22 protein-coding genes are annotated in these 21,742 nt (G+C 66.5%); 5 read left to right on the top strand and 17 right to left on the bottom strand.

Going from position 1 to position 21,742, the window contains the following annotated elements; all coding sequences use genetic code 11:
• The first annotated feature begins 115 nt into the window (after positions 1-115).
• The gene (locus EMQ25_RS04250; RefSeq protein ID WP_127187282.1) at positions 116-547 is read left to right on the top strand and encodes a hypothetical protein; all 432 of its coding nucleotides are present in this window, start codon (positions 116-118) and stop codon (positions 545-547) included.
• A gap of 2 nt (positions 548-549) precedes the next feature.
• On the opposite strand, the gene EMQ25_RS04245 is transcribed toward EMQ25_RS04250, so the two are convergent.
• From EMQ25_RS04245 to EMQ25_RS04235, 3 genes are all read right to left on the bottom strand, one after another.
• Positions 550-1,188 carry a DUF1176 domain-containing protein gene (locus EMQ25_RS04245; protein ID WP_127187281.1) on the bottom strand — a complete coding sequence of 213 codons (639 nt, stop codon included), beginning with the start codon at positions 1,186-1,188 and terminating at the stop codon, positions 550-552.
• A 91-nt stretch (positions 1,189-1,279) separates the two neighbouring features.
• A complete protein-coding gene (locus EMQ25_RS04240) occupies positions 1,280-3,196 on the bottom strand; it encodes a potassium transporter Kup (RefSeq protein ID WP_127187280.1) in 1,917 nt (638 codons plus the stop codon).
• Between the two features lie 145 nt (positions 3,197-3,341).
• Positions 3,342-3,929: an NADPH-dependent FMN reductase gene (locus tag EMQ25_RS04235; RefSeq protein ID WP_127187279.1), complete on the bottom strand. Its 588-nt coding sequence runs from the start codon at positions 3,927-3,929 to the stop codon at positions 3,342-3,344.
• A gap of 355 nt (positions 3,930-4,284) precedes the next feature.
• On the opposite strand from EMQ25_RS04235, the gene EMQ25_RS04230 reads away from it, so the two are divergent.
• On the top strand, positions 4,285-4,620 hold the full coding sequence (locus tag EMQ25_RS04230) for a hypothetical protein (RefSeq protein ID WP_127187350.1): 336 nt from the start codon (positions 4,285-4,287) through the stop codon (positions 4,618-4,620).
• A 12-nt stretch (positions 4,621-4,632) separates the two neighbouring features.
• Here EMQ25_RS04230 and EMQ25_RS04225 read toward each other — a convergent pair whose 3' ends face one another.
• The 9 genes from EMQ25_RS04225 to EMQ25_RS18235 all read right to left on the bottom strand — a co-directional run bounded on the left by EMQ25_RS04225 (position 4,633) and on the right by EMQ25_RS18235 (position 13,778).
• Positions 4,633-5,373 (bottom strand): pyridoxine 5'-phosphate synthase, encoded by a 741-nt coding sequence (locus tag EMQ25_RS04225; RefSeq protein WP_127187278.1) that lies wholly within the window; start codon positions 5,371-5,373, stop codon positions 4,633-4,635.
• A 67-nt stretch (positions 5,374-5,440) separates the two neighbouring features.
• Complete coding sequence (locus EMQ25_RS04220; RefSeq protein ID WP_127187277.1) at positions 5,441-6,328, bottom strand: DMT family transporter; 888 nt, start codon at positions 6,326-6,328, stop codon at positions 5,441-5,443.
• Between the two features lie 68 nt (positions 6,329-6,396).
• The gene (gene ilvN, locus EMQ25_RS04215; RefSeq protein WP_127187276.1) at positions 6,397-6,951 is read right to left on the bottom strand and encodes an acetolactate synthase small subunit; all 555 of its coding nucleotides are present in this window, start codon (positions 6,949-6,951) and stop codon (positions 6,397-6,399) included.
• A gap of 22 nt (positions 6,952-6,973) precedes the next feature.
• Positions 6,974-8,737, bottom strand: coding sequence for an acetolactate synthase 3 large subunit (locus tag EMQ25_RS04210; RefSeq protein WP_127187275.1), 1,764 nt, complete (start codon positions 8,735-8,737; stop codon positions 6,974-6,976).
• A 214-nt stretch (positions 8,738-8,951) separates the two neighbouring features.
• Positions 8,952-9,563 carry an ABC transporter ATP-binding protein gene (locus tag EMQ25_RS04205; RefSeq protein WP_192895622.1) on the bottom strand — a complete coding sequence of 204 codons (612 nt, stop codon included), beginning with the start codon at positions 9,561-9,563 and terminating at the stop codon, positions 8,952-8,954.
• Positions 9,563-10,363, bottom strand: coding sequence for an ATP-binding cassette domain-containing protein (locus EMQ25_RS04200; protein WP_127187273.1), 801 nt, complete (start codon positions 10,361-10,363; stop codon positions 9,563-9,565). Before EMQ25_RS04200 ends, EMQ25_RS04205 begins: the two co-directional genes overlap by 1 nt.
• A 3-nt stretch (positions 10,364-10,366) precedes the next feature.
• The gene (locus EMQ25_RS04195) at positions 10,367-11,212 is read right to left on the bottom strand and encodes an ABC transporter permease (protein WP_127187272.1); all 846 of its coding nucleotides are present in this window, start codon (positions 11,210-11,212) and stop codon (positions 10,367-10,369) included.
• Positions 11,209-12,216, bottom strand: a complete 1,008-nt coding sequence (locus tag EMQ25_RS04190) for an ABC transporter permease (protein ID WP_244606466.1) — start codon at positions 12,214-12,216, stop codon at positions 11,209-11,211. Before EMQ25_RS04190 ends, EMQ25_RS04195 begins: the two co-directional genes overlap by 4 nt.
• Positions 12,207-13,778, bottom strand: coding sequence for an ABC transporter substrate-binding protein (locus tag EMQ25_RS18235; RefSeq protein ID WP_158625950.1), 1,572 nt, complete (start codon positions 13,776-13,778; stop codon positions 12,207-12,209). The genes EMQ25_RS04190 and EMQ25_RS18235 overlap by 10 nt, the downstream gene beginning before the upstream one ends.
• Before the next feature lie 124 nt (positions 13,779-13,902).
• Between EMQ25_RS18235 and nikR the strand changes: the two genes are divergently transcribed.
• A complete protein-coding gene (gene nikR, locus EMQ25_RS04180) occupies positions 13,903-14,370 on the top strand; it encodes a nickel-responsive transcriptional regulator NikR (RefSeq protein WP_127187269.1) in 468 nt (155 codons plus the stop codon).
• On the opposite strand, the gene EMQ25_RS04175 is transcribed toward nikR, so the two are convergent.
• Positions 14,367-15,332 (bottom strand): glutaminase, encoded by a 966-nt coding sequence (locus tag EMQ25_RS04175; protein WP_244606465.1) that lies wholly within the window; start codon positions 15,330-15,332, stop codon positions 14,367-14,369. The two genes, nikR and EMQ25_RS04175, sit on opposite strands and share 4 nt — an antisense overlap.
• A 94-nt stretch (positions 15,333-15,426) precedes the next feature.
• Complete coding sequence (locus tag EMQ25_RS04170; RefSeq protein WP_127187268.1) at positions 15,427-15,684, bottom strand: hypothetical protein; 258 nt, start codon at positions 15,682-15,684, stop codon at positions 15,427-15,429.
• Between the two features lie 176 nt (positions 15,685-15,860).
• Here EMQ25_RS04170 and EMQ25_RS04165 point away from each other — a divergent pair, with 176 nt between their 5' ends.
• On the top strand, positions 15,861-17,276 hold the full coding sequence (locus EMQ25_RS04165; protein WP_244606464.1) for an MATE family efflux transporter: 1,416 nt from the start codon (positions 15,861-15,863) through the stop codon (positions 17,274-17,276).
• Here EMQ25_RS04165 and miaA read toward each other — a convergent pair whose 3' ends face one another.
• Complete coding sequence (gene miaA, locus EMQ25_RS04160; protein WP_425290224.1) at positions 17,277-18,164, bottom strand: tRNA (adenosine(37)-N6)-dimethylallyltransferase MiaA; 888 nt, start codon at positions 18,162-18,164, stop codon at positions 17,277-17,279.
• A gap of 37 nt (positions 18,165-18,201) precedes the next feature.
• Between miaA and serB the strand changes: the two genes are divergently transcribed.
• A complete protein-coding gene (gene serB / locus EMQ25_RS04155) occupies positions 18,202-19,074 on the top strand; it encodes a phosphoserine phosphatase SerB (protein ID WP_244606462.1) in 873 nt (290 codons plus the stop codon).
• Here the strand turns inward: serB and EMQ25_RS04150 are convergent, their stop codons facing one another.
• Together EMQ25_RS04150 and hflC are read right to left on the bottom strand one after the other, a co-directional pair.
• On the bottom strand, positions 19,075-20,571 hold the full coding sequence (locus tag EMQ25_RS04150; protein ID WP_127187266.1) for a Do family serine endopeptidase: 1,497 nt from the start codon (positions 20,569-20,571) through the stop codon (positions 19,075-19,077).
• Between the two features lie 164 nt (positions 20,572-20,735).
• Positions 20,736-21,734 (bottom strand): protease modulator HflC, encoded by a 999-nt coding sequence (gene hflC / locus EMQ25_RS04145; RefSeq protein ID WP_127187265.1) that lies wholly within the window; start codon positions 21,732-21,734, stop codon positions 20,736-20,738.
• Positions 21,735-21,742 lie beyond the last annotated feature (8 nt).

The raw sequence follows: 21,742 nt of genomic DNA, 5'->3' as shown, positions 1-21,742 counted from the left end.
GGCACGGATAGGCCAGCGGCTGCGATCACGTTCACGGAAATCCACGCTTGCCCCTAAATCCGTCGCAATTGGGAGGCGAGATCGGTGCTGATCGCATCGATTTGAGGATATGCCGATGGCCAGCAAGGCTGCACTCTTTGCGCTTCTCGCCCTTTGGGGCATTGGCGGGCCGGCGGCCCTGCCCATGGCCTATGCCCAGGACGAGACCGTGGAGGAGCGCGCGGACCATAGTCCCGCCAAGCGCAGCTTTACCAACCGCGTCTGGGTGATGGAGGAAAGCGGCGATCTGCCCGGCGTGATCCGCATCTTCCTGTCGGATGGGACGCTCGTGCAGGATTCCTGCTGGGAGACGCACCGACTTTCGCCCTGGACCTCGACGTCCGAAACCTCGCTTAGCTGGACCGAGGACGGCGCGGAGATCAAGGCGGAGATCCTCTCGGTCTCGGCAACGCAGCTGCGGCTGCAGCTCGACCTCAACGGGACGCTGGAAGAGCAGTCCTACCGCGCCGCCGAGGTGCCGTTCGTCTGCCCCGACATGCCGCGATAGGCTCAGCGGAGGCCGGTATAGTCGACAAGCGTTTCAGGCGTCACTTCGCCATCATAGCTCGCATCGACCTCGAAGCGGACGAGCACGAACCGGCCTTCGGCAAAGACCCATGTGCCCGACGAGAAGGCATCCCCGAGCCCGCGCCAGAGCCCGTATGAGGTAATGGTGCCAGCTCCCTCGTCGATCTCGGAATTGGTGAGGGTCGCCTGGGCGTGAAAGCCGGTGACGGTGATCGCTTCGACCGCGCCATCGCGTTCGTCATCATCTTCATAGACGACATCGAAGGCCGGCACTGCGAACTGGACGGGGACGATACCGGTGTCGTCTTCGGCCGCGAAATAGACGTGGTTCTGGTTGTAGGCGCCCTGGCTGCAGAAGAAGCGGTAGAGCCGGTAGGACCGGTCCGGCATCTCGGCGTCGTCGAATTCATAACGATAGGAAAACTCGAAGCGCTCGGGCTCGGCCATGTCGGGCGAGCCGCCGAGCGACCATGAGCATTCCTCGGCATAGGCGGCCTCGAAGGCGGCCCGGGCGATTTCGGCTTCCCCGGCATTCTCCTCCTGGCCGAGGGCCGGCAGGGCGAGAATAACGCAGAGGCCGGAAGCGAGCCCGAGCGGGAAGAGGCGCGTGATCTTGGTCATGGTGCTGAATGATCCCCCTGAGACAGGCTGCAAAAATCCGATGCAGTGGGGGCGGATTTGTGTCCGCCCCCTCCCCGGTTCAGAGGAGCCGCTAGAGCAGCACCTGCGTGCCGATCTCGACGACGCGGCCGGTGGGAATGTGGAAATATTCGGTGGCGTCGGTGGCGTTGCGCGCAAGCGCGATGAACACCCGGTCCTGCCAGAACCAGGGGCCCTTGCGCTCGGCGCGCTTCAGCGAACGGCGGCTGAGGAAGAAGGAGGTCGACATGATGTCGAACTTCCAGCCGAGCTTTCGCGCGAGCGCCAGGGCCTTCGGGATGTTCGGCGTTTCCATGTAGCCAAAGGTGACGACGACGCGGCTGAAGAGGTCGTTATAGCCTTCGAAATGGATCTTCTCGTCATCGCTGACGCGCGGCGAGGCCGAGGTGAGCACGGTGAGGATGACGTTGTGCTCGTGCAGCACCTTGTAGTGCTTGAGGCTGTGAAGGAGCGCGGTAGGGGCGCCCTCGATGTCGCTGGTGAGGAAGACGGCCGTGCCCGGCACGATGGTGGGGCGCTTCTTGACGAGGTTTTCGACGAGGAATTCGAGCGGCACTTCCTCCCGGCGGGTCTTTTCGGCGAGGCGCTTGCGGCCGGCCATCCAGCTGCCCATGAGGATCGCGACGACGAGCGCGGTCGCGGCAGGCACCCAGCCGCCCTGGAAGAGCTTGAGCACGTTGGAGCCGAAAAAGGCGAGGTCGATGGCAAGGAACGGCACCATGACCATGGCGACCGCGACCGGATGCCAGCGCCAGACGCGCCACATGACGATGCCGAGGAGCACGACGGTGACGAGCATCACGCCCGAGACGGCAATGCCATAGGCGTTGGAGAGCGAATCCGAACTGCCGAACCCGATAACGAGCGCAAGCACCAGCACCATGAGGATGGTGTTGACCTGGGGCATGTAGATCTGGCCGGACTGGGTTTCGGAGGTGTGCAGCACAGTCATGCGCGGAATCATGTTCAGCGCGGCGGCCTGCTGGGTGAGCGAATAGGCGCCGGTGATGACCGCCTGGCTCGCGATGATGGTGGCGCAGGTGGCAAGGCCGACCATCGGCCCAAGCGCCCATTCAGGCTGCATCTCGAAGAAGGGATGGCTGATGGTGGAAAGGTCGTGCGAGAGCACGAACGCCCCCTGCCCGAAATAGTTGAGGAGCAGGCAGGGAAAGACGAGCGAGAACCAGGCGACGACGAGCGGCCGGCGGCCAAAATGCCCAAGGTCCACGTAAAGCCCCTCGACGCCAGTGACGGCGAGGAAGACTGCACCGAGGACCACGGTCGCGATGCCCGGATGGCCGATGAGGAAGTTGATGCCATAGGCCGGGTTGACCGCCCACAGGACTTCGGGATTGCCCACGATGTGCGAGAGCCCCGAAATGCCGAGGCAGAGGAACCAGACGGCCGTGACGGGCCCGAAGACGCGCGAGACCCCAGCCGTGCCGAAGCGCTGCACCATGAAGAGCCCGACGATGATGACGAGGGTGATCGGCACGACGAAGCGGCTGAACTGGGGCGCGACGATTTCGATGCCCTCGACCGCCGAGAGGACCGAAATCGCCGGGGTGATGATCGCGTCGCCGAAAAAGAGCGCCGCCCCCACGACGCCGAGCGCCGTGATCCAGCGCGGGGCCCTGGTGAAGCCCGAGCGCGCCAGCGCCATCAGCGAGAGCGTTCCGCCCTCCCCCTTGTTGTCGGCCCGGGTGACGAAGAAGATGTACTTGACCGTAACCGTGATGGTCAGCGCCCAGATGATGAGCGAGAGCAGACCCAGCACTTCGGCGGTGCTCTGCGCCCCCGGACCGGCGGCGAGCGCCTGGCGGAAGGCATAGATCGGGCTCGTCCCGATATCGCCATAGACGACGCCAAGCGCCCCCAGGACGAGGATCGGGAAGTCTTTGTTCGTGTGGCCGGGATGATCGGTCGCAACGACACCGGCAGCGGGGCCGGTAGAACTCGTCTGCGTCATGAGCCCTTGCTCGTGTGGTGAGAGGCGGGCGTCTCTCTACTCCTCATTGGCGACAGACTCAACCCGCTCGACGGGACGTGCAGGCGCCATGAAAAAGGGCGGCGCCGAAGCACCGCCCTTAAAGGCTTGAGGCCTGATCGGCCGATCAGGACGCTTCGCGCGCCGTCTTGGTGGCGCGGGTCCACCAGGTCAGCTGGTCGAGCAGGTCGTTCGCGCTCGGGCCGATGGCGCCTTCGATGGCCGACATCGGCTCGTTCTTGCCACCGCCCCAGACGGTGAAGAACTCGCTGCCCCCGATGTGGACGCCGGAGCGGACCGGGACCATCTGCAACTCGACCGAGATGTTGCGCAGGTGCTCGATGGCGCGCGCGCCGCCGACCGAACCATAGCCCACATAGGCTGCGGCCTTGCGGTTCCATTCGACATAGGCCTGGTCGAGCGCGTTCTTGAGCGCTGCGGTGATCGAGCGGTTGTACTCGGCGGTAACGAAGATGTAGCCGTCGAACTCGGCGACCTTCTTCTGCCAGGCGATGACCTTGGGATCGGTGCTCGGCGCCCAGGCATTGGAGGCGACTTCGTTGAAGAAGGGCAGGTCGAAATCGCGCAGGTCGAGAAGCTCGACATCGAGGTCTTCGCGCTTGCTGGCGAGGTCGAAGATCCACTGGGCCGGCTTTTCGCCAAAGCGGGCGTCGCGGGTGCTGCCGAGGATCACGGCGATCTTAAGCTTGGACATGGGGAGAAGCTCTTTCCAGTAACAAAAGGATACCGCCCCATATGGCCAAGCCCGGCGCCCTCACAAGGAGGTACGGATGTGTGAGTGGGTGTCAGAGATGTGGTGTAGGATCATGGATTTACGCCAGTTACATCGATGTGCGTAACGGGCTGACGGGGCTTTGCGGACGGCTGAGACATCGCGCGCGACCCGTGCCGATGGTTCAGCCCGGCTCGCTCGAAGGACTGTTCGACAGAACTGATCGATCCCGGACAGAGGATGTGTGACAGCGAATCCCGATTTCGCCGCAATCGGGGCAGTGCTAGGCTCGATCTGCCGCCGGATTGGCGGCGGCATTCATGCATCCGAGGACAAAATGCAGAACCTTTTCGCCCGGGCGGCCATGGCCGGCGCCGCGGCGTTCATCTTCTCGACGGGCGCTGGCCTCGCCGAGGACAGGCGCGTGCTCATCATCAACGAGACGTCGTTCACCATCATGGAGTTCTATGCCTCCTCGGTGGACGCCGACACCTGGGAAGAAGACATCCTGGGCAAGGACGTGCTGCCGGCCGGCGACAGCGTGATGATGAACATCGACGACGGCACCGGAGCGTGCCTCTTCGACTTCCGCGCCGTGTTCGATGATGGCGACGAAGCGGTCAAGGGCGGCGTGAACGTCTGCGAGATCGCGCGGTTCACCTTCACCGACTGACCGCGCGCCTGCTCAGGCGGGGCGTGCGAGGACGGCCCGATAGCGGCGAACCGCTTCGGGGAACCCCATCAGGAGCGCATCGGCCGTGATCGCATGGCCGATCGACGCCTCCTGCACCCCGGGCACGGCAGCCTGGAAATCGGGCAGGTTGGCCAGCGTCAGATCGTGGCCGGCATTGACGCCGAGCCCGGCGGCATGAGCCGCTTCGGCCGTGGCGGCGAGCCGGGCGAGATGGTCGCGGCCCTCCGGCGTGCCATGGCTGCCGCCATAGGGGCCGGTATAGAGCTCGACCCGGTCTGCCCCGAGCGCGCGCGCATCGGCAGGCTGGGCGGGATCTTCGTCGATGAAGAGCGAGACGCGGATGCCGGCGGCCTTCAGCGTCTCGATGGCGGGCACGAGGATTTCGGCGCTCTTACGGACCGACCAGCCGTGATCGGAGGTCGACTGGGCCGGATCATCGGGCACGAGCGTCGCCTGGTCCGGGCGTGCCTCGAGGCAGAGCGCGAGGAAATCGGCGCTCGGATAGCCCTCGATATTGTATTCGATACCGGGATAATCGGTGCGCAGCAGGCGCTCGAGGTCGAAGACGTCGGTCCGCCTTATGTGGCGCTCGTCGGGACGCGGATGGATGGTGATGCCTTCGGCGCCCGCATCGAGCACTGCGCGGGCAATGCCGGTGACGCTCGGCCAGGGCAGGTCGCGCCGGTTGCGCAGATGGGCGACGGCATTGAGATTGACGGAGAGCTTGGTCATTTCGGGATCTCCGGCGCTGCGGGGGCTCTGGCGGATATGGTCGGGACGAGGCGCGGGCGCAAGCGCCTCACGCGGTGATGAGGAGCCGGCGGCGGCGTTCGTCGAGTAGAACGACGGCGAGGCCGCTGCCGACCACGAGCACGATGCCGATCGAAGCGATGAGATTGGGCCATTCGGAGAAGACGACGACGCCCGAAATCACCGCCCAGACGGTGAAGGTATAGTAGAAGGGCGCGACCGACGCCGTGGAGCCCTGCCGGTAGGCGAGGAAGATCGCCACATGGCCGATGGTGAGGAAGAAGCCCGAACCCGCGACGAACATCAGATGGTGCGGCGCGGGGGCGACCCAGGGCTCGAAGAAGAACGTCGCGATGCCGGCGCCCGCCATGACGACGAGAATGGTGCCGAAGGCGACGACCGGGCCGGGGACATAGGCGGGCACCTTGCGCCCGATGATGTCGCGGGCGGCGGTGAGGAGCGCGGCGAAGAACGCGAGGATCGCGTAGATCGAGAACCCCTCCCCCGATGGCTGGGCGACGAGAATGGCACCGACGAAGCCGAGCGCGATCAACCCCATGCGCAGAAGGCCGATCTTTTCCCCATAGATCAGCGACACCCCGAGCAATAGCACCATGGGCGCGATCTGACCGATGGCGGTGATATCAGCGATGGGCATGTTGGCCAGCGCGACGATGAAGCAGAGGACCGCAAAGAGCTCGGTGACGTTGCGGAAGAGCACGATGCGGTCGAAGGCGCCCTTGAGGTTGCGCAGATTGCCCGTGAACAGGATGAGCGGCACGCCCCAGAAAGTGGCGGCGAGCCCGCGCAGGAAGAGCACCTGCATGGGCGGCAGGCCATCGGTGGCGAGCTTGAGCAGGGTGTCGTTTATGACGAACACGCCGGTCGCGAGCACCATGAGGGCGATGCCGCGCAGATTTGAGGCTGGGGGAGTCATGGCCGACCTGCCGGGAAAGGAAATATTTTCCTATCCCGGCACCCCGAGAGGGTCAAGCAGACCAGTGGCTACATGCCCTCGGGGCCACGCGAAATCGCCGCAAGGCCGGTGCGCACGACTTCGAGGAGCCCGAGCGGGACCATCAGTGCGATGAAGCTGTCGATCTTGGAGGGCTTGCCGGTGATCTCGAAGACGAAGCTCTCTGTGGTGGCATCCACCACCTGGGCGCGGAAGGCGTCGGCGAGCCGGAGCGTCTCGACGCGATGCTCGCCGGTGCCGGCGACCTTGACGAGCGCCAGCTCGCGCTCGAGCGCCTTGCCCTCGGCGGTCAGGTCATGGACCTTGTGCACGGGCACCAGCCGCTCGAGCTGGAGCTTGATCTGGAGGAGCACCTTGGGCGTCGCGACGGTGACGACGGTGATGCGCGACAGGCCCTTTTCATGCTCGGTCTCGCTGACCGTGAGGCTGTCGATATTGTAGCCGCGGGCGGTGAAGAGCCCGACCACCCGGGCGAGAATGCCCGGCTCGTTGTCGACGAGGACCGAAAGGGTGTGGCGCTCGGGGATCTGGGTTTCCGCGGCGGTGAAGTATGGCGAGCCCGTGGGCAACAGATGTGCGTTCATATGCGTGTCTCCTCGCCGGCCGCTAGACCAGCTGCCTCCCCTTGGCATCGATGATATCCCCGATGTCTTCCTTGAAATCGGGCAGGATCATCTCGTTGTGCGGCTTGCCCGACGGGATCATCGGCAGGCAGTTCTCGTGCTTTTCGACGAGGCAGTCGAAGAGGACCGGCTTGTCGATATTGACCATCTCGGCGATCGCCTCGTCGAGATCGTCCGGATTTTCGCAGCGGATGCCGTGGGCGCCATAGGCCTCGGCGAGCTTGACGAAATCGGGCAGGCTCTCGCTGTAGGAATGGGCGTAGCGCCCGCCATGCAGGAGATCCTGCCACTGGCGCACCATGCCCATGCGCTCATTGTTGAGGATGAAGATCTTGACCGGCAGGCCGTACTGGGCCGCCGTCGACATCTCCTGCATGGTCATCTGCACGCTGGCCTCGCCCGCGATGTCGATGACGAGCGCATCGGGATGGGCAACCTGAACGCCGATGGCGGCTGGCAGGCCATAGCCCATGGTGCCGAGCCCGCCGGAGGTCATCCAGCGATTGGGCAGGTCGAACGGGAAGTGCTGGGCCGCCCACATCTGGTGCTGGCCGACTTCGGTCGTGACGTAGACCTCGCGGCCCTTCGTGCCCTCGTAGAGACGACGGATGGCGTGCTGGGGCTTGATGATGGTGCTCGAATTGGTGAAGCCGAGCGAGTTCTTGGCCCGCCAGCTCTCGATCTCCTTCCACCAGGGCTTCAGCGCCTCGGCACGGCTCTCATTGGTCTTGGAGCGCCAGATGCGGACCATTTCCTCGAGCACCCAGCCGCAATCCCCGATGATCGGCAGGTCGACGACGACGTTCTTGCTGATCGAGCTGGGATCGATGTCGACATGGATCTTGGTGCTTGCCGGCGAGAAGGCATCGATGCGCCCGGTGATGCGGTCATCGAACCGTGCGCCGATGCAGATCATCACGTCGCAATCATGCATGGCCATGTTGGCCTCGTAGGTGCCGTGCATGCCCAGCATGCCCAGCCACTGCGGATCGGACCCCGGGAAGGAACCGAGGCCCATCAGCGTCGAGGTGACCGGGAAGCCGGTGAGCGAAGCGAGCTCGCGCAGGCGCTCGCTGGCGCGGGGACCCGAATTGATGACGCCGCCACCGGTGTAGAACACCGGGCGCTCAGCCTTCAGCATCAGATCGACCGCCGCCTCGATGGCGCGGATATCGGCCTCGCGATGGGGCTTGTAGCTCTTGTGCATGCTGACTTCGCCGGGCCCCTGATAGGTGCCCATGGCGAACTGGACGTCCTTGGGGATGTCGACGAGGACCGGGCCGGGCCGGCCGCTCATGGCGACGAAGAACGCCTCGTGCAGGACGCGCGGGAGATCCTCGATGCGCTTGACCAGGTAATTGTGCTTGGTGCAGCTGCGGGTGATGCCGACCGTGTCGCATTCCTGGAAGGCATCCGAGCCGATCAGCGTCGTCGCGACCTGCGCCGAGATCACGACGAGCGGGACCGAATCCATCAGCGCATCGGTGAGCGGGGTCACGACATTGGTGACGCCAGGCCCCGAAGTCACCAGCACGACGCCGGGCTTGCCGGTCGAACGGGCATAGCCCTCGGCCATGTGCCCGGCGCCCTGCTCGTGACGCACGAGGATGTGCTGGACCTTGTCCTGCTGGAACATCGCATCATAGATGGGAAGCGCCGCGCCACCGGGATAGCCGAAGATATGCTCGACTCCCTGGTCCTGCAGCGCCCGGATCACCATTTCGGCGCCTGTCATCTTCTCGGCCATGAATTCTCTCCTGCCTTGCCGACCCTGCCCTACCCGCCTCGCGGGAAAAAAGGCAATAAAAAAGGCCCCCGGGGGGAGCCTGTTGCGCGCACCGTCACTCGCGGGGAGTTACCCCACGTTGCCGATGCGCCTACCTACTACGAGAATGGATGCCCGCACGGGACTACTCCGAATTTAATCTTCCGGCATTGATATGTGCGAGGCGACCGGCCTGTCAAGGCCCAAGGGCGATTTCGCGAAATTCGAGCGTGCGCGTTGCGACGGCCTCGAGCAGCGCCCTGTCATGGCTGATAGCGAGGATGCCGATGCCGCGCTCCGCGGCAAGGCGGGTGAGGAACGCCCAGATCTCGGCCTGGGTGATGGCATCGAGCATGGTGGAGATCTCGTCGGCGACGAGAAAGCGGAGGCCCGGCGCGAGCGCGCGGGCAATGGCGACGCGCTGCAGCTGCCCGCCCGAAAGCTCATGCGGATAGCGGGCCGACCAGCCCTCGGCGATGCCGAGCGCGGCGAGCGTTTTCGGCTCGGGCGCAGAAGCCTCAGAGAGGATCGCGCCGACGCGCCAGCGCGGATTGACCATGTGCATGGGCGACTGGCCCAGATACTGCACCGGGCAGAAGCCGGCCATTCGCAGCGGCGCGCCATCGAGGAGCACGGCGCCCCAACCGGGCGCGAGATGACCGGACAGGAGCCGGCCGAGCGTCGACTTGCCGATCCCCGAAGGGCCGTGGAGCCCGACGATTTCACCGGGGGCGATGGCGAGGGTGGCATCAGTAAAGAGCGGCGGCCCCTCGGGATGGGCGAAGCCAAGTGCGCGGGCCTCGAGCATCAGGACGCCGCGACGGGGACGAGAAAGCCGTTCGCCGGCAGCGCCTGCCAGAGCGCGCGGGCATAGGGCGAGGCGAGCCCCTCGCCTGCTCCGCGAAAGGCGGTGGCCGGGGCGATCTCGACGAGCTGCCCTTCGCGGAGGATGGCGACCCGATCGGCATGGCCGAGCGCGCCCGTGAGGTCGTGGGTGATCATCATCACCGCCCGTCCGCGATCGGCGAGACTGCGCAGATGATCGAGAACGCGGCCGGCGTTCTCGGGATCAAGGCCGTTGGTGGGTTCGTCGGCGACGATAAGGTCGGCCGAACCGACGCTGGCCATGGCGAGCATGACCCGGCGCGCCATGCCGCCCGAAAGCGCGTGCGGATAGGCGCGCGCGGCATCGGGCCCCAGACCGAAACGGGCGAGCGCATCGCGGGCGAGGCCGTGGCGGGCGCGGCGGGCATGGCCCGAACGCCCGGCGGCCCAGCCGACCTGCCGACCGGCGCGGACGAGCGGATCGAGATGGGTGATCGATTGAGGCACGAGCGCCATTAGGCGCCCGCATAGGGCGGCCTGACGGGCGGCATCGAGCGGGGTACCATCGAGCCGCAATGCGCCCGAGACGACCGCATTGCCAGGCAGCACGCCGAAGATGGCGTGGGCGAGAAGGCTCTTGCCGGCGCCCGATGCCCCCACCACCGCCAGCACCTCGCCGCGCGACAGCGTGAGCTCGAGCGGCCCCAGCATGCGCGTTTCACGGCGCGTCAGCAGCGGCCCGTAGCGGCGGAAGGCGATGGAGAGGTCGGTGATCTCGAGCATTTGTCAGTCCTCGCTGGCGCGCGGGTCGAGCATGGCGCGGGCGCCATTGCCGATGGCATCAAAGCAGAGCACGAGCCCCACGAGGCAGAGGCCCGGAAAGAGCCCCAGCCACCAGCGCCCGGCCAGCAGATACCCCATCGCCTCGTTGAGGAGAATGCCGATCGCGGGGCGCGCCGGCTCGATGCCGAAGCCGAGGAAGCTCAACGCCGCCTCGTGGAGGATGGCGTGGGGGAAGAGAAGGAGCAGCCCCACCAGCATTTGCGGCAAGAGATGGGGCAGCATGTGGCGCCGGCCGATCCAGAACCAGGATTTGCCGAACCGGCGCGAGATGCGCACGTAGTCGGCGCTGCGCAATTGCAGGATCTCGGCGCGCAGGATGCGCGTGAGGCGCGGCCAGTGGGTGACCGCGACCGCGACGATGACGGCGCCGGTGCCACCCCCGAGCGCGAAGGCGATGAGGATCAGGAGGACGATGTGAGGCAGGCCCATTACCGTCTCGACGAGAAAGCCGACCACTTCATCCGCCCAGCGGCTGGTGGCGCCAAGGAGCGCGAGGGCCGTGGCGATGAGAACAGAAAGCAGCGAAGCGACGAGGCCGACCTGCAGGCTGAGCGCCAGCCCCTTGATGGTGCGAAAGAGCATGTCGCGCCCGAGCGGATCGGTGCCGAAGGGGTGCGCGAGCGCCGGCGGCAGGAGCCGGGCGGCGAAATCGGGCGCGATGCCGGCCCGGCCGCTGAGGAGCGCGATGGCGGGAATGGCAAGAACGACCAAAGCCGCGGCCGCGGCTGTGCGCAGGGTCGAGACGCGGCGGCCGATCGGGGCGGCTGCGATGGCGGGGATCGCGCTCACTGGAGCACCTCGTGCGGGCCACGCCGCATACGTGGATCGACGAGCCGGTAGAGGAGGTCGGCAATGGCATTGCCGACCGACACGAGAGCGGCCGCAACGAGGGTGATGGCAAGAAGCAGCGGCACGTCGCCCCCGAGCCCGGCTGCGATGGTCGCCTGGCCGAGCCCTGGATAGGCGAAAACCTGTTCGGCGAGGACCGCGCCGCCGAAGAGCTCGCCGAGCGAGGCAAAGAGCATGGTGATGGCCGGGAGTGCAGCGTTTCGCGCGCCGTGGCGAAGCGCGATGTCGGCGCGCGAGGCGCCTTGAGCGCGGGCATAGAGCGCGATCTCGGACGACATGATCTCGACCATCTTGGCGCGCGTGTGGAGGGTGATCTGCGCGACCCCGAGGAGCGTCAGCGCGATGAGCGGCAGGACGAGGTGATGGAGGCGCTCGAGGAGGGTGACGTCTGCGGGCGGTACGCCGATGGGGCCCGCGCAGCAGACCGGGGTCACCCCCAGCCCGACCGAAAAGACCATCAGCATGACCATGGCGATCCAGAACGTGGGGGTGCCGGCAAGACCATAGGCATAGGTGCGGATGATGCGGTCGACGAGCGAATTCTCGCGCGCGCCGGCGAGGATGCCAAGACCGAAGCCGACGACACCCGAAAGCGCCCAGGCGAGCGCCATGAGGAGGAACGAGGCCCCTGCCCGCTCGGCGATCACCTCGGCTACCGGCGCGTTATAGAGCCGGCTGAACCCCGGATCGCCCGAGAGCAGCTGGCTGAGCCAGCGCGTGAACTGTACGGGCGCGGGCTGATCGAGGCCCCAGCGCTCGGCGATCGCGGCACGCTGATCGGGCCCGACGCGGGCGATGTCGGCGCCGAGATAGGCATCGACCGGATCGATCGGCGAGGCCTTGAGGAGCGCAAAGGCGATGATGGCGACCGCCAGAAGGACGAGCACCAGCCGCAGGAGGCGGAGGAGGACGAAGCCTCCCGGATGATCGGCACTCAGTCGCACGTCCAACGCCACTGGGCGAGATTGGCGGTGATCGGCCAGCCATGGCCATGCGGCTCGATCTGCGGGGTGCCGAGGTCGAGGCAGGCATCGGCGAAATAGACGTGGTCGAGATTGACCAGCCACGCCCAGCCCGCCTCCCCGCGCGGGCCGAAGCCGGTTTCGCCATCCCATTCGGCGGCCTGCCAATGAGGATAGGAGGCTTCGAGGCTTTCGGCGGCCTGCGCGGCATCGAGATGGGCGTCCACATCTTCGCTGCGGAAATGGCCGGCGTTGAAGTATTCGACGCCCGCCCAGGCGCTGGCATAGAGGCTGTAGATTTCGAGCGGGCTGTGGCTGCCCCAGCCAAAGAGCACGGGCTCGGCATGCATGATCCGGGTGATCTGGTCCCAGCTGATGCCGCGCGGGGTCGCTTCGATGCCGAGCGGCAGGAGGAGTTCAGCGACGGTCAGCGCCAGCATCTGCCGGGTGGAATCGCTCGATGGATAGTTGAGCGGAAACTCGGCGCGTACGCCCTCGCGCATGCGGATGCCGTCGGACGCCGGGATCCAGCCGGCCTCATCGAGACGCGCGATCGCCGCCTCGGGATCGAAGGGCAGCGCGGCATCGGGGTTGGACCAGGGGAGCCCGTCGGCCGGGCCTTGGGCGGGGCGGCCGTTTCCGCCGAGCGCAATGTCGACGAGAATGTCGCGATCGACCCCTAAATTGATCGCCTGCCGGATGGCGCGGTCGGACGTGACGGGGTTGCCCACCGGCGCACCCTCCGCCGTGGTTTCCCCCGGAGGCTGCATCGGGAAGGTGATGCCGCGATTGTCGACCGAGGGCACGGCGTGCCGCGTGAAGCCTGTGGGCACGGCGTCGGCAAGGGCAGCGGGCACCGCGACGAGATCGACCTGACCGGCCCGGGCGGCGGCAAGGCTCGTGCTTTCGTCGGTGAAGAGGAAAACGAGGGTTTCGAACGCGGGCGTCGTGCCGTGATAATGGGGATTGCGCGAAACGATCAGCTGTTCGCCCTCGGACCATGAAACCAGCCGATAGGGACCCGAGCCAACGGGATTGCGCGCATAGCCGGGCCCGTAGGACGCGGCAGGGACGATGCCGAGGGTGTAGAAGCTCTCGGTAAACGTGATCCAGGGACGCGAGAGCGTGATCGTGAGCGTTTCGTCATCCAGAGCTTCGGCGGAGACGAAGACGCTGAGATCGAGCGCGCCGCCGGCACGGGCAGCCTCGGTGAAGGTGAAGGCGACGTCCGCGGCGGTGAGCGGGGTGCCATCGGAGAAACGGGCATCGGGCCTGATGCGGATCGTCCAGATAAGACGATCCTCCGAGAGCGACCAGTCGGTGGCGAGATCGGGGACCGTCTCGAGCGCGTTATTGCGGCTCAAGAGCGTCGACTGGAAGAGCGGGTGCCCGTAGCGGCCCCAGCCCAGCAGCGGATCATACCCCTCGGACGGCTCGCCGCCAATGGCGAGGACCAGGCGATCCGGGGTTTCGGCGATGGCTGCGGAAGGCCATGCGACAAGACAGGCGGCGGCCAGCAGCCTGGCCGCGTTTGAAAACTGCATCGATCTGCCCCTATATCGCATTGCACCCTGCGATGACGGCGCGAGAAGCGCCGCTGAGTGGAGACTAGGAGGGCTCGGGTATGATGTCTAGACGAAAAGATCATACCGTTGGGAGGAGATCGGCATGCATCGGGTGACCGTGACGCTGGACGATGAACTGATGGGCGAACTCGACCGGGTGATGGCGGCCCGCGGCTACCAGAACCGCTCCGAAGCCATCCGCGATCTCGCGCGCGCCGGGTTGCGGCAGGCCAATATCGAGGCAGGCGCCAGCGCCCGCTGTGTCGGGGTTCTGAGCTATGTCTACGATCATGCCGCAAGGGATCTCGCGCGGCGGCTGACGAGCGCCTTTCACGACCACCACGACCTCACCGTGTCGAGCATGCATGTGCATCTCGACCACGACAATTGCCTCGAGGTCTCGGTGCTGAAGGGGCCGACGGCGGAGGTGCAGCGCTTTGCCGAGAGCGTGATCGCGGAACGCTCGGTGCGCCATGGCGAGGTGGTGCTGATTCCCGCGGACGAAGCCCATGAGCATGGGCATGGCGAGCACCCGCACCACCATCATCACCAAGATGGAGAGACCGGCTAGCGGCGCTCGATCGATCCGAAGACCGACCAGTCCATCTTCTCGGCGAGGAGTTCGAGCGCGCGCGTGCCGAGGAGGGAATTGCCGTTATCGTCGAGACCGGGCGACCAGACCGCGATTGCGGCCTCGTTCGGGACGATGGCGAGAATGCCCCCGCCGACACCGCTCTTGGCCGGCAGGCCGACGCGATAGGCAAATTCGCCCGACCCGTCATATTGCCCACAGGTGAGCATCAGCGCGTTGATGCGCCGGGCGCGGCGGGCTTCGGCGACCGAATCCGAATGCTGGTCGGCCCGGTCGCTCATCAGATAGGCGCCGGCGCGGGCAAGCCCCTCGCAGCTGAGCGTGAGCGCGCACTGCTCGACATAGGCCTTCATCACGGTCTCGACCTCGTTGTCGAGATTGTCGAAGGATTTGGCGAGGTTGGCGAGGGCTCGGTTCACGAAGCCCGAGGACTGCTCCTCATTGGCGACGTCATCGTCGATGCCGATGGCGTCGGCACCGATCCGGGCCTCGAGGAAGGCGCGGACGCTGTCATGGGAAGCCTTGCCGGCATTCTTGCCCAGCAGCATGTCGATGACGACGAGAGCGCCCGCATTGATGAAGGGGTTGCGCGGAATGCCTTCATGGCGCTCCAGATCGACGATGGAATTGAACGGGTCCCCGCTCGGCTCGCGGCCGACGCGCGTCCAGACGTCGTCGCCATGCGCTTCGAGCGCGAGGGTGAGCGAGAAGACCTTGGAAATTGACTGGATGGTGAAGGGCGTATCGGCGGCGGCGCCGGAGACGGTTTCGCCTTCGCAGGTGTGAACGGCGATGCCGAACTGGCCGGTATCGGCGCCCGCAAGCGCCGGGACGGCCTGGGATGGCGTGCCCCGCGCGTCGGTTTTCGCGATCTCCTCGACGACCGCGTCGATGGCCGTCTTCAGGCGCTTCATATCGGGCGCCCCCTTAGTGCCGGTCATCGGCAACTCCCTCAAAAAAGGCATAGAAAAACCCGGTTCGATGCGGACATCGAACCGGGCTGGTGCAAACCTGATGTCAGTCGGTCAGGTTCGTTTAGCGAGCGGGGCAGCGGTCGGTGTAGGTGCCGCCACGGCCGTCCGAGTAAACGCAGCGATTGCTGTTGGCGACGGTCGCGACGACCGTACCGGCAGCAGCGCCAACCACGGCGCCAACCGCAGCGCCGGCTACGTTGCCGGTGGCAACGCCACCGATGACCGCACCGACGCCACCGCCGACGGCCGCACTCTGCTGGGTGGGGGTGCAGGCTGCGAGAGCGAAGACTGCGGCGATGATGATAAGAAGCTTATGCATAGTTCTCTCCGGATTTAGGCGGTTGCGCGCATTGGCTGATCGAGAAATGCGGCTTTTTGGATTAGGTTCCGCACCACATTAATCAAGGTTACCAGCCTGTTGCATTTTGGTGACAGAGTGTCGCCTTGCCTTTGCCAGAGGAATGGCTACGAGAAGGCCGTAACCGGAGCCGAACAATGAGCACGCCTGAGCTGGCGACCCAGGCGGGGATCGCCCCGCCGCCCCCCATGCGCGACTGGCAGGGCGAGATGCGCGCGCTGCTGGGGCTGGGGTGGCCGCTGGTGGTGGCGCAGCTCGCGCAGAACGCGCTCTTCACCACCGACGTCATCATGATGGGGTGGCTGGGCCCGACGCAGCTTGCCGCGGGCACCCTCGCCTCCTCCTTCCTCATCGTGTTCCAGCTCTTTGGCGTCGGCATCGTCAGCGCGGTGGCGCCGATGGCGGCGCAGGCGCGCGGGGCACGCGAATTCCGCAGCGTGCGGCGCACCGTGCGGCAGGGCTTCTGGGCCTCGATCCTGCTCGGGCTCTTGATGGTGCCGGTGCTGCTGCAGGTGGGGCCGATCCTGCTGTTTCTCGGGCAGGAGGCGGAGCTGGCCGCGCTTGCCCAGGTCTATGTCAATTTCGCTGCCTGGCTCTTCTTTCCCGCCTTCGGCATCGTGGTGCTGCGCTCGTTCCTCTCCGCCCATGACGTGACGCGGATCATCCTCGTCATCACGCTTGTCGGGGTGCTCGTGAATGCCGGGCTCAACTATGTGCTGATGTTCGGCAATTTCGGCTTTCCGCGCCTCGAGCTCGCCGGCGCCGGCATCGCGACGACCCTCGTCAACATCGTGATGATGGGGCTGATGCTGGCCTATGCGCTGACCCACAAGCGGCTGCGGCGCTACCACATCCTCGTGCGTTTCTGGAAGCCGGACTGGCCGCGCTTCATCGAGATCTTCAGGATCGGCGCCCCGATCGGGCTGATGCTCGCGGCCGAAGTCGGCATGTTCTCGGTCGCGGCAGTGATGATGGGCTGGATCGGCACCGAGGCGGTCGCCGCGCACGCCATCGCCTCGCAATGCGCTTCGCTCGCCTTCATGGTGCCGCTCGGGTTGAGCCATGCGACGACCGTGCGCGTGGGCGTCGCCTATGGGCGGAGCCACCGGCGCGGCATTGCGCTTGCGGGCTGGACCGCGCTCGCGGTGACGCTGGGCTTCATGAGCATGACGGCAATCGCGTTCGTTGTGCTGCCCGAACAGTTCGTTGGGTTCTTCCTCGACGCAGCGCAGCCCGGGAATGTCGAGACGCTTGCGCTCGCAGCGAGCTTTCTGGGGGTCGCGGCGGTCTTCCAGCTGGTCGATGGGGCGCAGGTGAGTGCCGCGGCGGCGCTCAGGGGGCTCAGCGACACGCGCACGCCGATGCTGATCGCGCTGCTCGGCTATTGGGCGGTCGGACTGCCGGTGGGCTATCTCTGCGGGTTCACGCTGGGGCTCGGCGGGCTCGGCATCTGGTTCGGGCTCGCAACGGGGCTGGCGCTGGTCGCGGTGATCCTCAACATCCGCTTTGCGATGCGCGAGCGGCTGGGGCTGCTGCGCGCGCACCCGGTCTGATCAGGCGGGCCGGCGCGGCCAGTCGCCCATGCGGTTGCGGAACCAGGTGCGCTGGCGCTTGGCGAACTGGCGGGTGGCGATGATGGCGCGCTCGGTCGCTTCGGCCAGGGTCATGGTGCCCGCAAGGACGGCGGCAAGCTCGGGCACGCCGATCGCTTTCATCGCCGGCAGGCGCGGGTCGAGATCGAGCGCAAGGAGCGCCCTCACCTCTTCGATGGCGCCGGCGTCGAGCATGGCCTCGAAGCGGTTCGCGATCCGGGCGCGCAGCACGTCGCGATCCGGATCGAGGACGATGCGCTCGAGCGCACCCTCGGCCAGCGGACCGGCCTGCGGGGCATCCTGGAAGCGTGTTAGCGAGTGGCCGGTGGCGGCCAGAACGCCGAGCGCCCGGGCGACGCGCTGGGGATCGGCGGCCTCGATGCGGCCTGCCATAAGCGGATCGCGGGCAAGCAGGAGCGCCTCGCGCCCCTCGCGGTCGAGCCCGGCAAGCTCGGCCTCGATGGCGGCACGGATGGGCTCGGGCACATCGGGGATTTCGGCGATTCCCTTTGTCAGCGCTTCGAAATAAAGCCCCGTGCCGCCGACGAAAACCAGCGTTCGGCCGGAGAGCGCGGGATCTTCGAGGATGGCTATGGCTTCGCGCAGCCAGGCGCCGGTGGAATGGCGGATGGCAGGAGAAATATGGCCGTATAGGAGATGGGGGACCTCCCCGGTCTCCTCGGGGCGCGGGCGGGCGGTGAGGCGATCGAGCACGCCATAGACCTGCATGGCGTCGGCGTTGACGACGATCCCCCCATCGGCCCGCGCGATCTCGAGGGCCAGGGCTGACTTGCCGCTGGCGGTGGGACCGGCTATCAGGACGACGCGCCGCGCCGGGCGCCCGCTCACCACCATGCCGGCCAACGCCATTTGGGGAACGCGTCCATTGTCCGTACTTTGCCTCATCGCCAATCCGGCCGAGCCCGTGCTCGAGCCTGCACTCATCGCCGCGATCCATGCCGAAACCGGCGGCGAGATCAACTGGCTCCATCGGACCATTGCCTGCGAGATCATCGCCCCCAAGTCAACCGATGCGCTCAGCATCGCACGGGAAGCCATCGGCTCGGCCCCGATCGATGCGGCAGTGGTCGATAGCGAGAACCGGCGCAAGGGGCTGCTGATCGCCGACATGGATTCCACCATGATCAACGAGGAGTGCATCGACGAGCTGGCCGATGCGCTGGGGCTGAAGGCCGAAGTCGCCGCGATAACCGAGCGGGCGATGAATGGCGAACTCGATTTCGCCGAAGCCCTCGCCACCCGGGTGAGCCTGCTCACCGGCCTGGAACGCCGGGTGATCGAGGCCGTACGGCGCGAGAAGATCACGCTGGCGCCGGGCGGGCGTGCCCTCGTGCAGACGATGAAGGCCTATGGCGCCTATACTGCGCTGATCTCTGGGGGCTTCACGTTCTTTGCCGATTATTTCGCCAAACGCATCGGGTTCGACGAGGCGGTGGCGAACGTGCTCGAATTCGATGGCGAGACGCTGACCGGCACGGTCGCGCAGCCGATCGTGGACAAGACCACCAAGTTGCGGCGCCTCGAGGCGCTCGCGATCGAACGCACCCTGCCCATGGCAAGGACGCTGGCGGTGGGTGATGGCGCAAACGATCTCGACATGATCCGGGCCGCGGGGCTCGGGGTGGCGCTGCACGCCAAGCCTTCGGTCGCGGCACAGGCGCAGGTGCGGATCGACCACGGGGACCTCACGGCCCTGCTCTACCTGCAGGGCTATGAAGAAGACGAGATCATCCGCTAGCTAGTTGAGGCGCACCGCAACGAACCGGCTGGTGCCGAGCGGGTCGGCGACCTTGAAGAGCACGGCGGGCCGCCCAGCCTCGCGGGCATCCCCGACATGGCCGGTGACGTCGGCGACGGTGCCGACCTCGTGCTGGTTGACCTCCAGAATGACCATGCCGGCGAGGAAGCCCTTGTCGAAGGCATCGCTGCCCTCCTCGACGCCGGTAATGACGACGCCCTGCAGATCGGGTGCGATGGCATAGGTGTCGCGCGCCGTCTCGTCGAGCGGGGCGATCTCGAAGCCCATGAGTTCGGGCAGGCCGGGCGCCGGGCCGATCGGCGCGTCGGGGGCATCGGGCGTGGGGAACACGCCTTCGTCGCGCGCGGCGGCGATGATCTGCTCGCCGAGCTCGAGCCGGCCGAGCGTGATGTCGACCATTTGTTCCTCGCCCCCGCGCAGCAGCCGCACCGACACGGCACGGCCCACCGCCGTCTCGGCGACGACGCGCGGCAGGTCGCGCATGCGCAGGATGGCCTTGCCGTCGAATTCGACGATGATGTCGCCTTCACGGATGACGCCATCGGACGGACCGCTGGCGGTGATGTCGATGACGAGAGCGCCGAAGGTGTTGGGCAGATCAAGGCTCGCCGCAATGTCCTCGGTCACCTCCTGGATGCCGACGCCGAGCCAGCCACGGCGGGTTTCGCCGAACTCGGTCAGCTGGTCGAGGACGGGGCGGGCAAGGTTGACGGGCACGGCGAAGCCGATGCCAAGCGAGGAGCCGCCTCGCGCCAGGATCGCGGTGTTGATGCCGACGACCTTGCCGTCCATGTCAAAGAGCGGACCGCCCGAATTGCCCTGGTTGATGGCCGCATCGGTCTGGATGAAATTGTCATAGGGGCCGGACTGGATGTCGCGATTGCGCGCCGAGACGATGCCGAGCGTGACCGAGCCACCGAGGCCGAAGGGATTGCCGATGGCCATCACCCAGTCGCCGACCTCGGCGGTTTCGCTGTCGCCGAACTCCACATAGGGAAATTCGCGCTCGACCTCGACCTTGAGGACGGCGAGATCGGTCTTCTCGTCGGCGCCGACGAGGCGGGCGGGAAGGCGCGAGCCGTCGGTGAGGAAGACCTGGATCTCCTCGGCGCCGTCGATGACGTGATTGTTGGTTATGACGAGCCCGTCCGCGCTGACGAAAAAGCCCGAGCCGAGGCTGCGCGCCTCGCGCATGGACCGGGGGCCCTGGTCGCGATTGGGATTGAGCTGGTCAAAGAGCTCGGTGAGCGGGGAGCCCTCGGGAAGGTCGGGGAACGGCACGCCGGGACCGCCCCGGACGCGGCGGGAGGTGCCGATGTTGACGACGGCCGGCGAAAGCTCGCGGGCAAGGTCGGCGACCGAGGCCGGCCCGTGCGTGCGCAGTACCTGCGCATTTGCGGGCACCGCAACGCCCGCCCCCAGCATGAGCGCCAGCGCCAAGGACGCCACGAGCCGCCCTGCCCCAAATGCCGCCATGTCCCGCTCTCCCGCACGCCGATCGACCCAGAGTATGAGGCTGAATGCGCAGCGCCCACAAGAGGCGAGCGCTCACGAGGGTGCAAAGCGGCGTGATCGCGGAAACGAAAAACCGGCGGAGCTGGGCTCCGCCGGTTCGCTTTAGTCTTGCGATGACCCTGAGATCAGGGCGCCGGGGCCGGTGCGGGCACCGCCTCGGGGGCCACATCGGGCGCAACTTCGGCGGTCGCGGGCGGCTGGGGCGCAGGGGTCGCGGCCTGGATGCCGGCGGAGGGAGAACCGATGCCACCCTGCGTGCCGCTGCCGAAATACCGGAAGAATTCCGAATCCGGGGTCAGCACCATGGTGGTGCCGGTCTGGGCCCCGAGCGCCAGGCGGTAGGACTGCATGGAGCGATAGAACTCGAAGAATTCCGGGTCGTTGTTGTAGGCGGCAGCGAAGATGGCGCTGCGCTCGGCTTCACCCTCACCGCGCAGGATCTCGGAATCGCGCCGCGCGGCGGCAACGATCTCGACGGCCTGACGCTCGGCGATGGCGCGCAGGCTCTGCGCCTGCTCCTGACCACGGGCACGCAGCAGGGCGGCTTCGGCCAGACGCTCGGCGCGCATGCGGTCGAAGGTCTGGGACGAAACCTGCTGGGTGAGATCCGTGCGCAGGATACGGACGTCGACGATCTCGATGCCGAGCTCGGCCATGTCCGGACGGATCAGGTCGCGGGCTTCGCGCATCATCTCGCCACGCTCTTCGGAGAGCGCCGCATCGAATTCACGCACGCCGTAGACCTGGCGCAGCGCCGCATCGAAGCGGGTACCGATACGCTGCTCGGCAACGACGAGCTGGCCCTGGGCCCTCTCGCGGAAGAGCCGCGGATTGGTGATGCGATAGGTGAGGAAGGCGTCGACTTCGTAGAACTTGCCGCCCGAAACCTGCAGCGTCATGTTCGCGATGTCGTAGCGCAGGAGCCGGTCCTCGATGATCTGGACGGTATCCACGATGTCGGTCGGGACCTTGAAGTAGAGCCCGGGCTCGGTGTGGACGGCCTCGATGGCGCCGAAACGCAGCACGATCGCCTGCTCACGCTCGTTGACCACGAAGATCGACGAGAAGAACACATAGAGCGCACCGACGACGACTGCGGCCAAAATGATAAGTCTGTTGTTCATGGCTTATC

This window comes from Arsenicitalea aurantiaca, assembly GCF_003994485.1.
Lineage (GTDB): Bacteria > Pseudomonadota > Alphaproteobacteria > Rhizobiales > Devosiaceae > Arsenicitalea > Arsenicitalea aurantiaca.
The sequence above is the reverse complement of the archived record's forward strand: the minus strand, read 5'-3'. Positions and strand labels throughout refer to the sequence as shown.

Excerpts from the sequence above, each read along its gene's own strand:
- EMQ25_RS04250 (WP_127187282.1), top strand. The coding sequence starts at position 116 with ATGGCCAGCAAGGCTGCACTCTTTGCGCTTCTCGCCCTTTGGGGCATT.
- EMQ25_RS04245 (WP_127187281.1), bottom strand. The coding sequence starts at position 1,188 with ATGACCAAGATCACGCGCCTCTTCCCGCTCGGGCTCGCTTCCGGCCTC.
- EMQ25_RS04240 (WP_127187280.1), bottom strand. The coding sequence starts at position 3,196 with ATGACGCAGACGAGTTCTACCGGCCCCGCTGCCGGTGTCGTTGCGACC.
- EMQ25_RS04235 (WP_127187279.1), bottom strand. The coding sequence starts at position 3,929 with ATGTCCAAGCTTAAGATCGCCGTGATCCTCGGCAGCACCCGCGACGCC.
- EMQ25_RS04230 (WP_127187350.1), top strand. The coding sequence starts at position 4,285 with ATGCAGAACCTTTTCGCCCGGGCGGCCATGGCCGGCGCCGCGGCGTTC.
- EMQ25_RS04225 (WP_127187278.1), bottom strand. The coding sequence starts at position 5,373 with ATGACCAAGCTCTCCGTCAATCTCAATGCCGTCGCCCATCTGCGCAAC.
- EMQ25_RS04220 (WP_127187277.1), bottom strand. The coding sequence starts at position 6,328 with ATGACTCCCCCAGCCTCAAATCTGCGCGGCATCGCCCTCATGGTGCTC.
- ilvN (WP_127187276.1), bottom strand. The coding sequence starts at position 6,951 with ATGAACGCACATCTGTTGCCCACGGGCTCGCCATACTTCACCGCCGCG.
- EMQ25_RS04210 (WP_127187275.1), bottom strand. The coding sequence starts at position 8,737 with ATGGCCGAGAAGATGACAGGCGCCGAAATGGTGATCCGGGCGCTGCAG.
- EMQ25_RS04205 (WP_192895622.1), bottom strand. The coding sequence starts at position 9,563 with ATGCTCGAGGCCCGCGCACTTGGCTTCGCCCATCCCGAGGGGCCGCCG.
- EMQ25_RS04200 (WP_127187273.1), bottom strand. The coding sequence starts at position 10,363 with ATGCTCGAGATCACCGACCTCTCCATCGCCTTCCGCCGCTACGGGCCG.
- EMQ25_RS18235 (WP_158625950.1), bottom strand. The coding sequence starts at position 13,778 with ATGCAGTTTTCAAACGCGGCCAGGCTGCTGGCCGCCGCCTGTCTTGTC.
- nikR (WP_127187269.1), top strand. The coding sequence starts at position 13,903 with ATGCATCGGGTGACCGTGACGCTGGACGATGAACTGATGGGCGAACTC.
- EMQ25_RS04175 (WP_244606465.1), bottom strand. The coding sequence starts at position 15,332 with ATGACCGGCACTAAGGGGGCGCCCGATATGAAGCGCCTGAAGACGGCC.
- EMQ25_RS04170 (WP_127187268.1), bottom strand. The coding sequence starts at position 15,684 with ATGCATAAGCTTCTTATCATCATCGCCGCAGTCTTCGCTCTCGCAGCC.
- EMQ25_RS04165 (WP_244606464.1), top strand. The coding sequence starts at position 15,861 with ATGAGCACGCCTGAGCTGGCGACCCAGGCGGGGATCGCCCCGCCGCCC.
- EMQ25_RS04150 (WP_127187266.1), bottom strand. The coding sequence starts at position 20,571 with ATGGCGGCATTTGGGGCAGGGCGGCTCGTGGCGTCCTTGGCGCTGGCG.
- hflC (WP_127187265.1), bottom strand. The coding sequence starts at position 21,734 with ATGAACAACAGACTTATCATTTTGGCCGCAGTCGTCGTCGGTGCGCTC.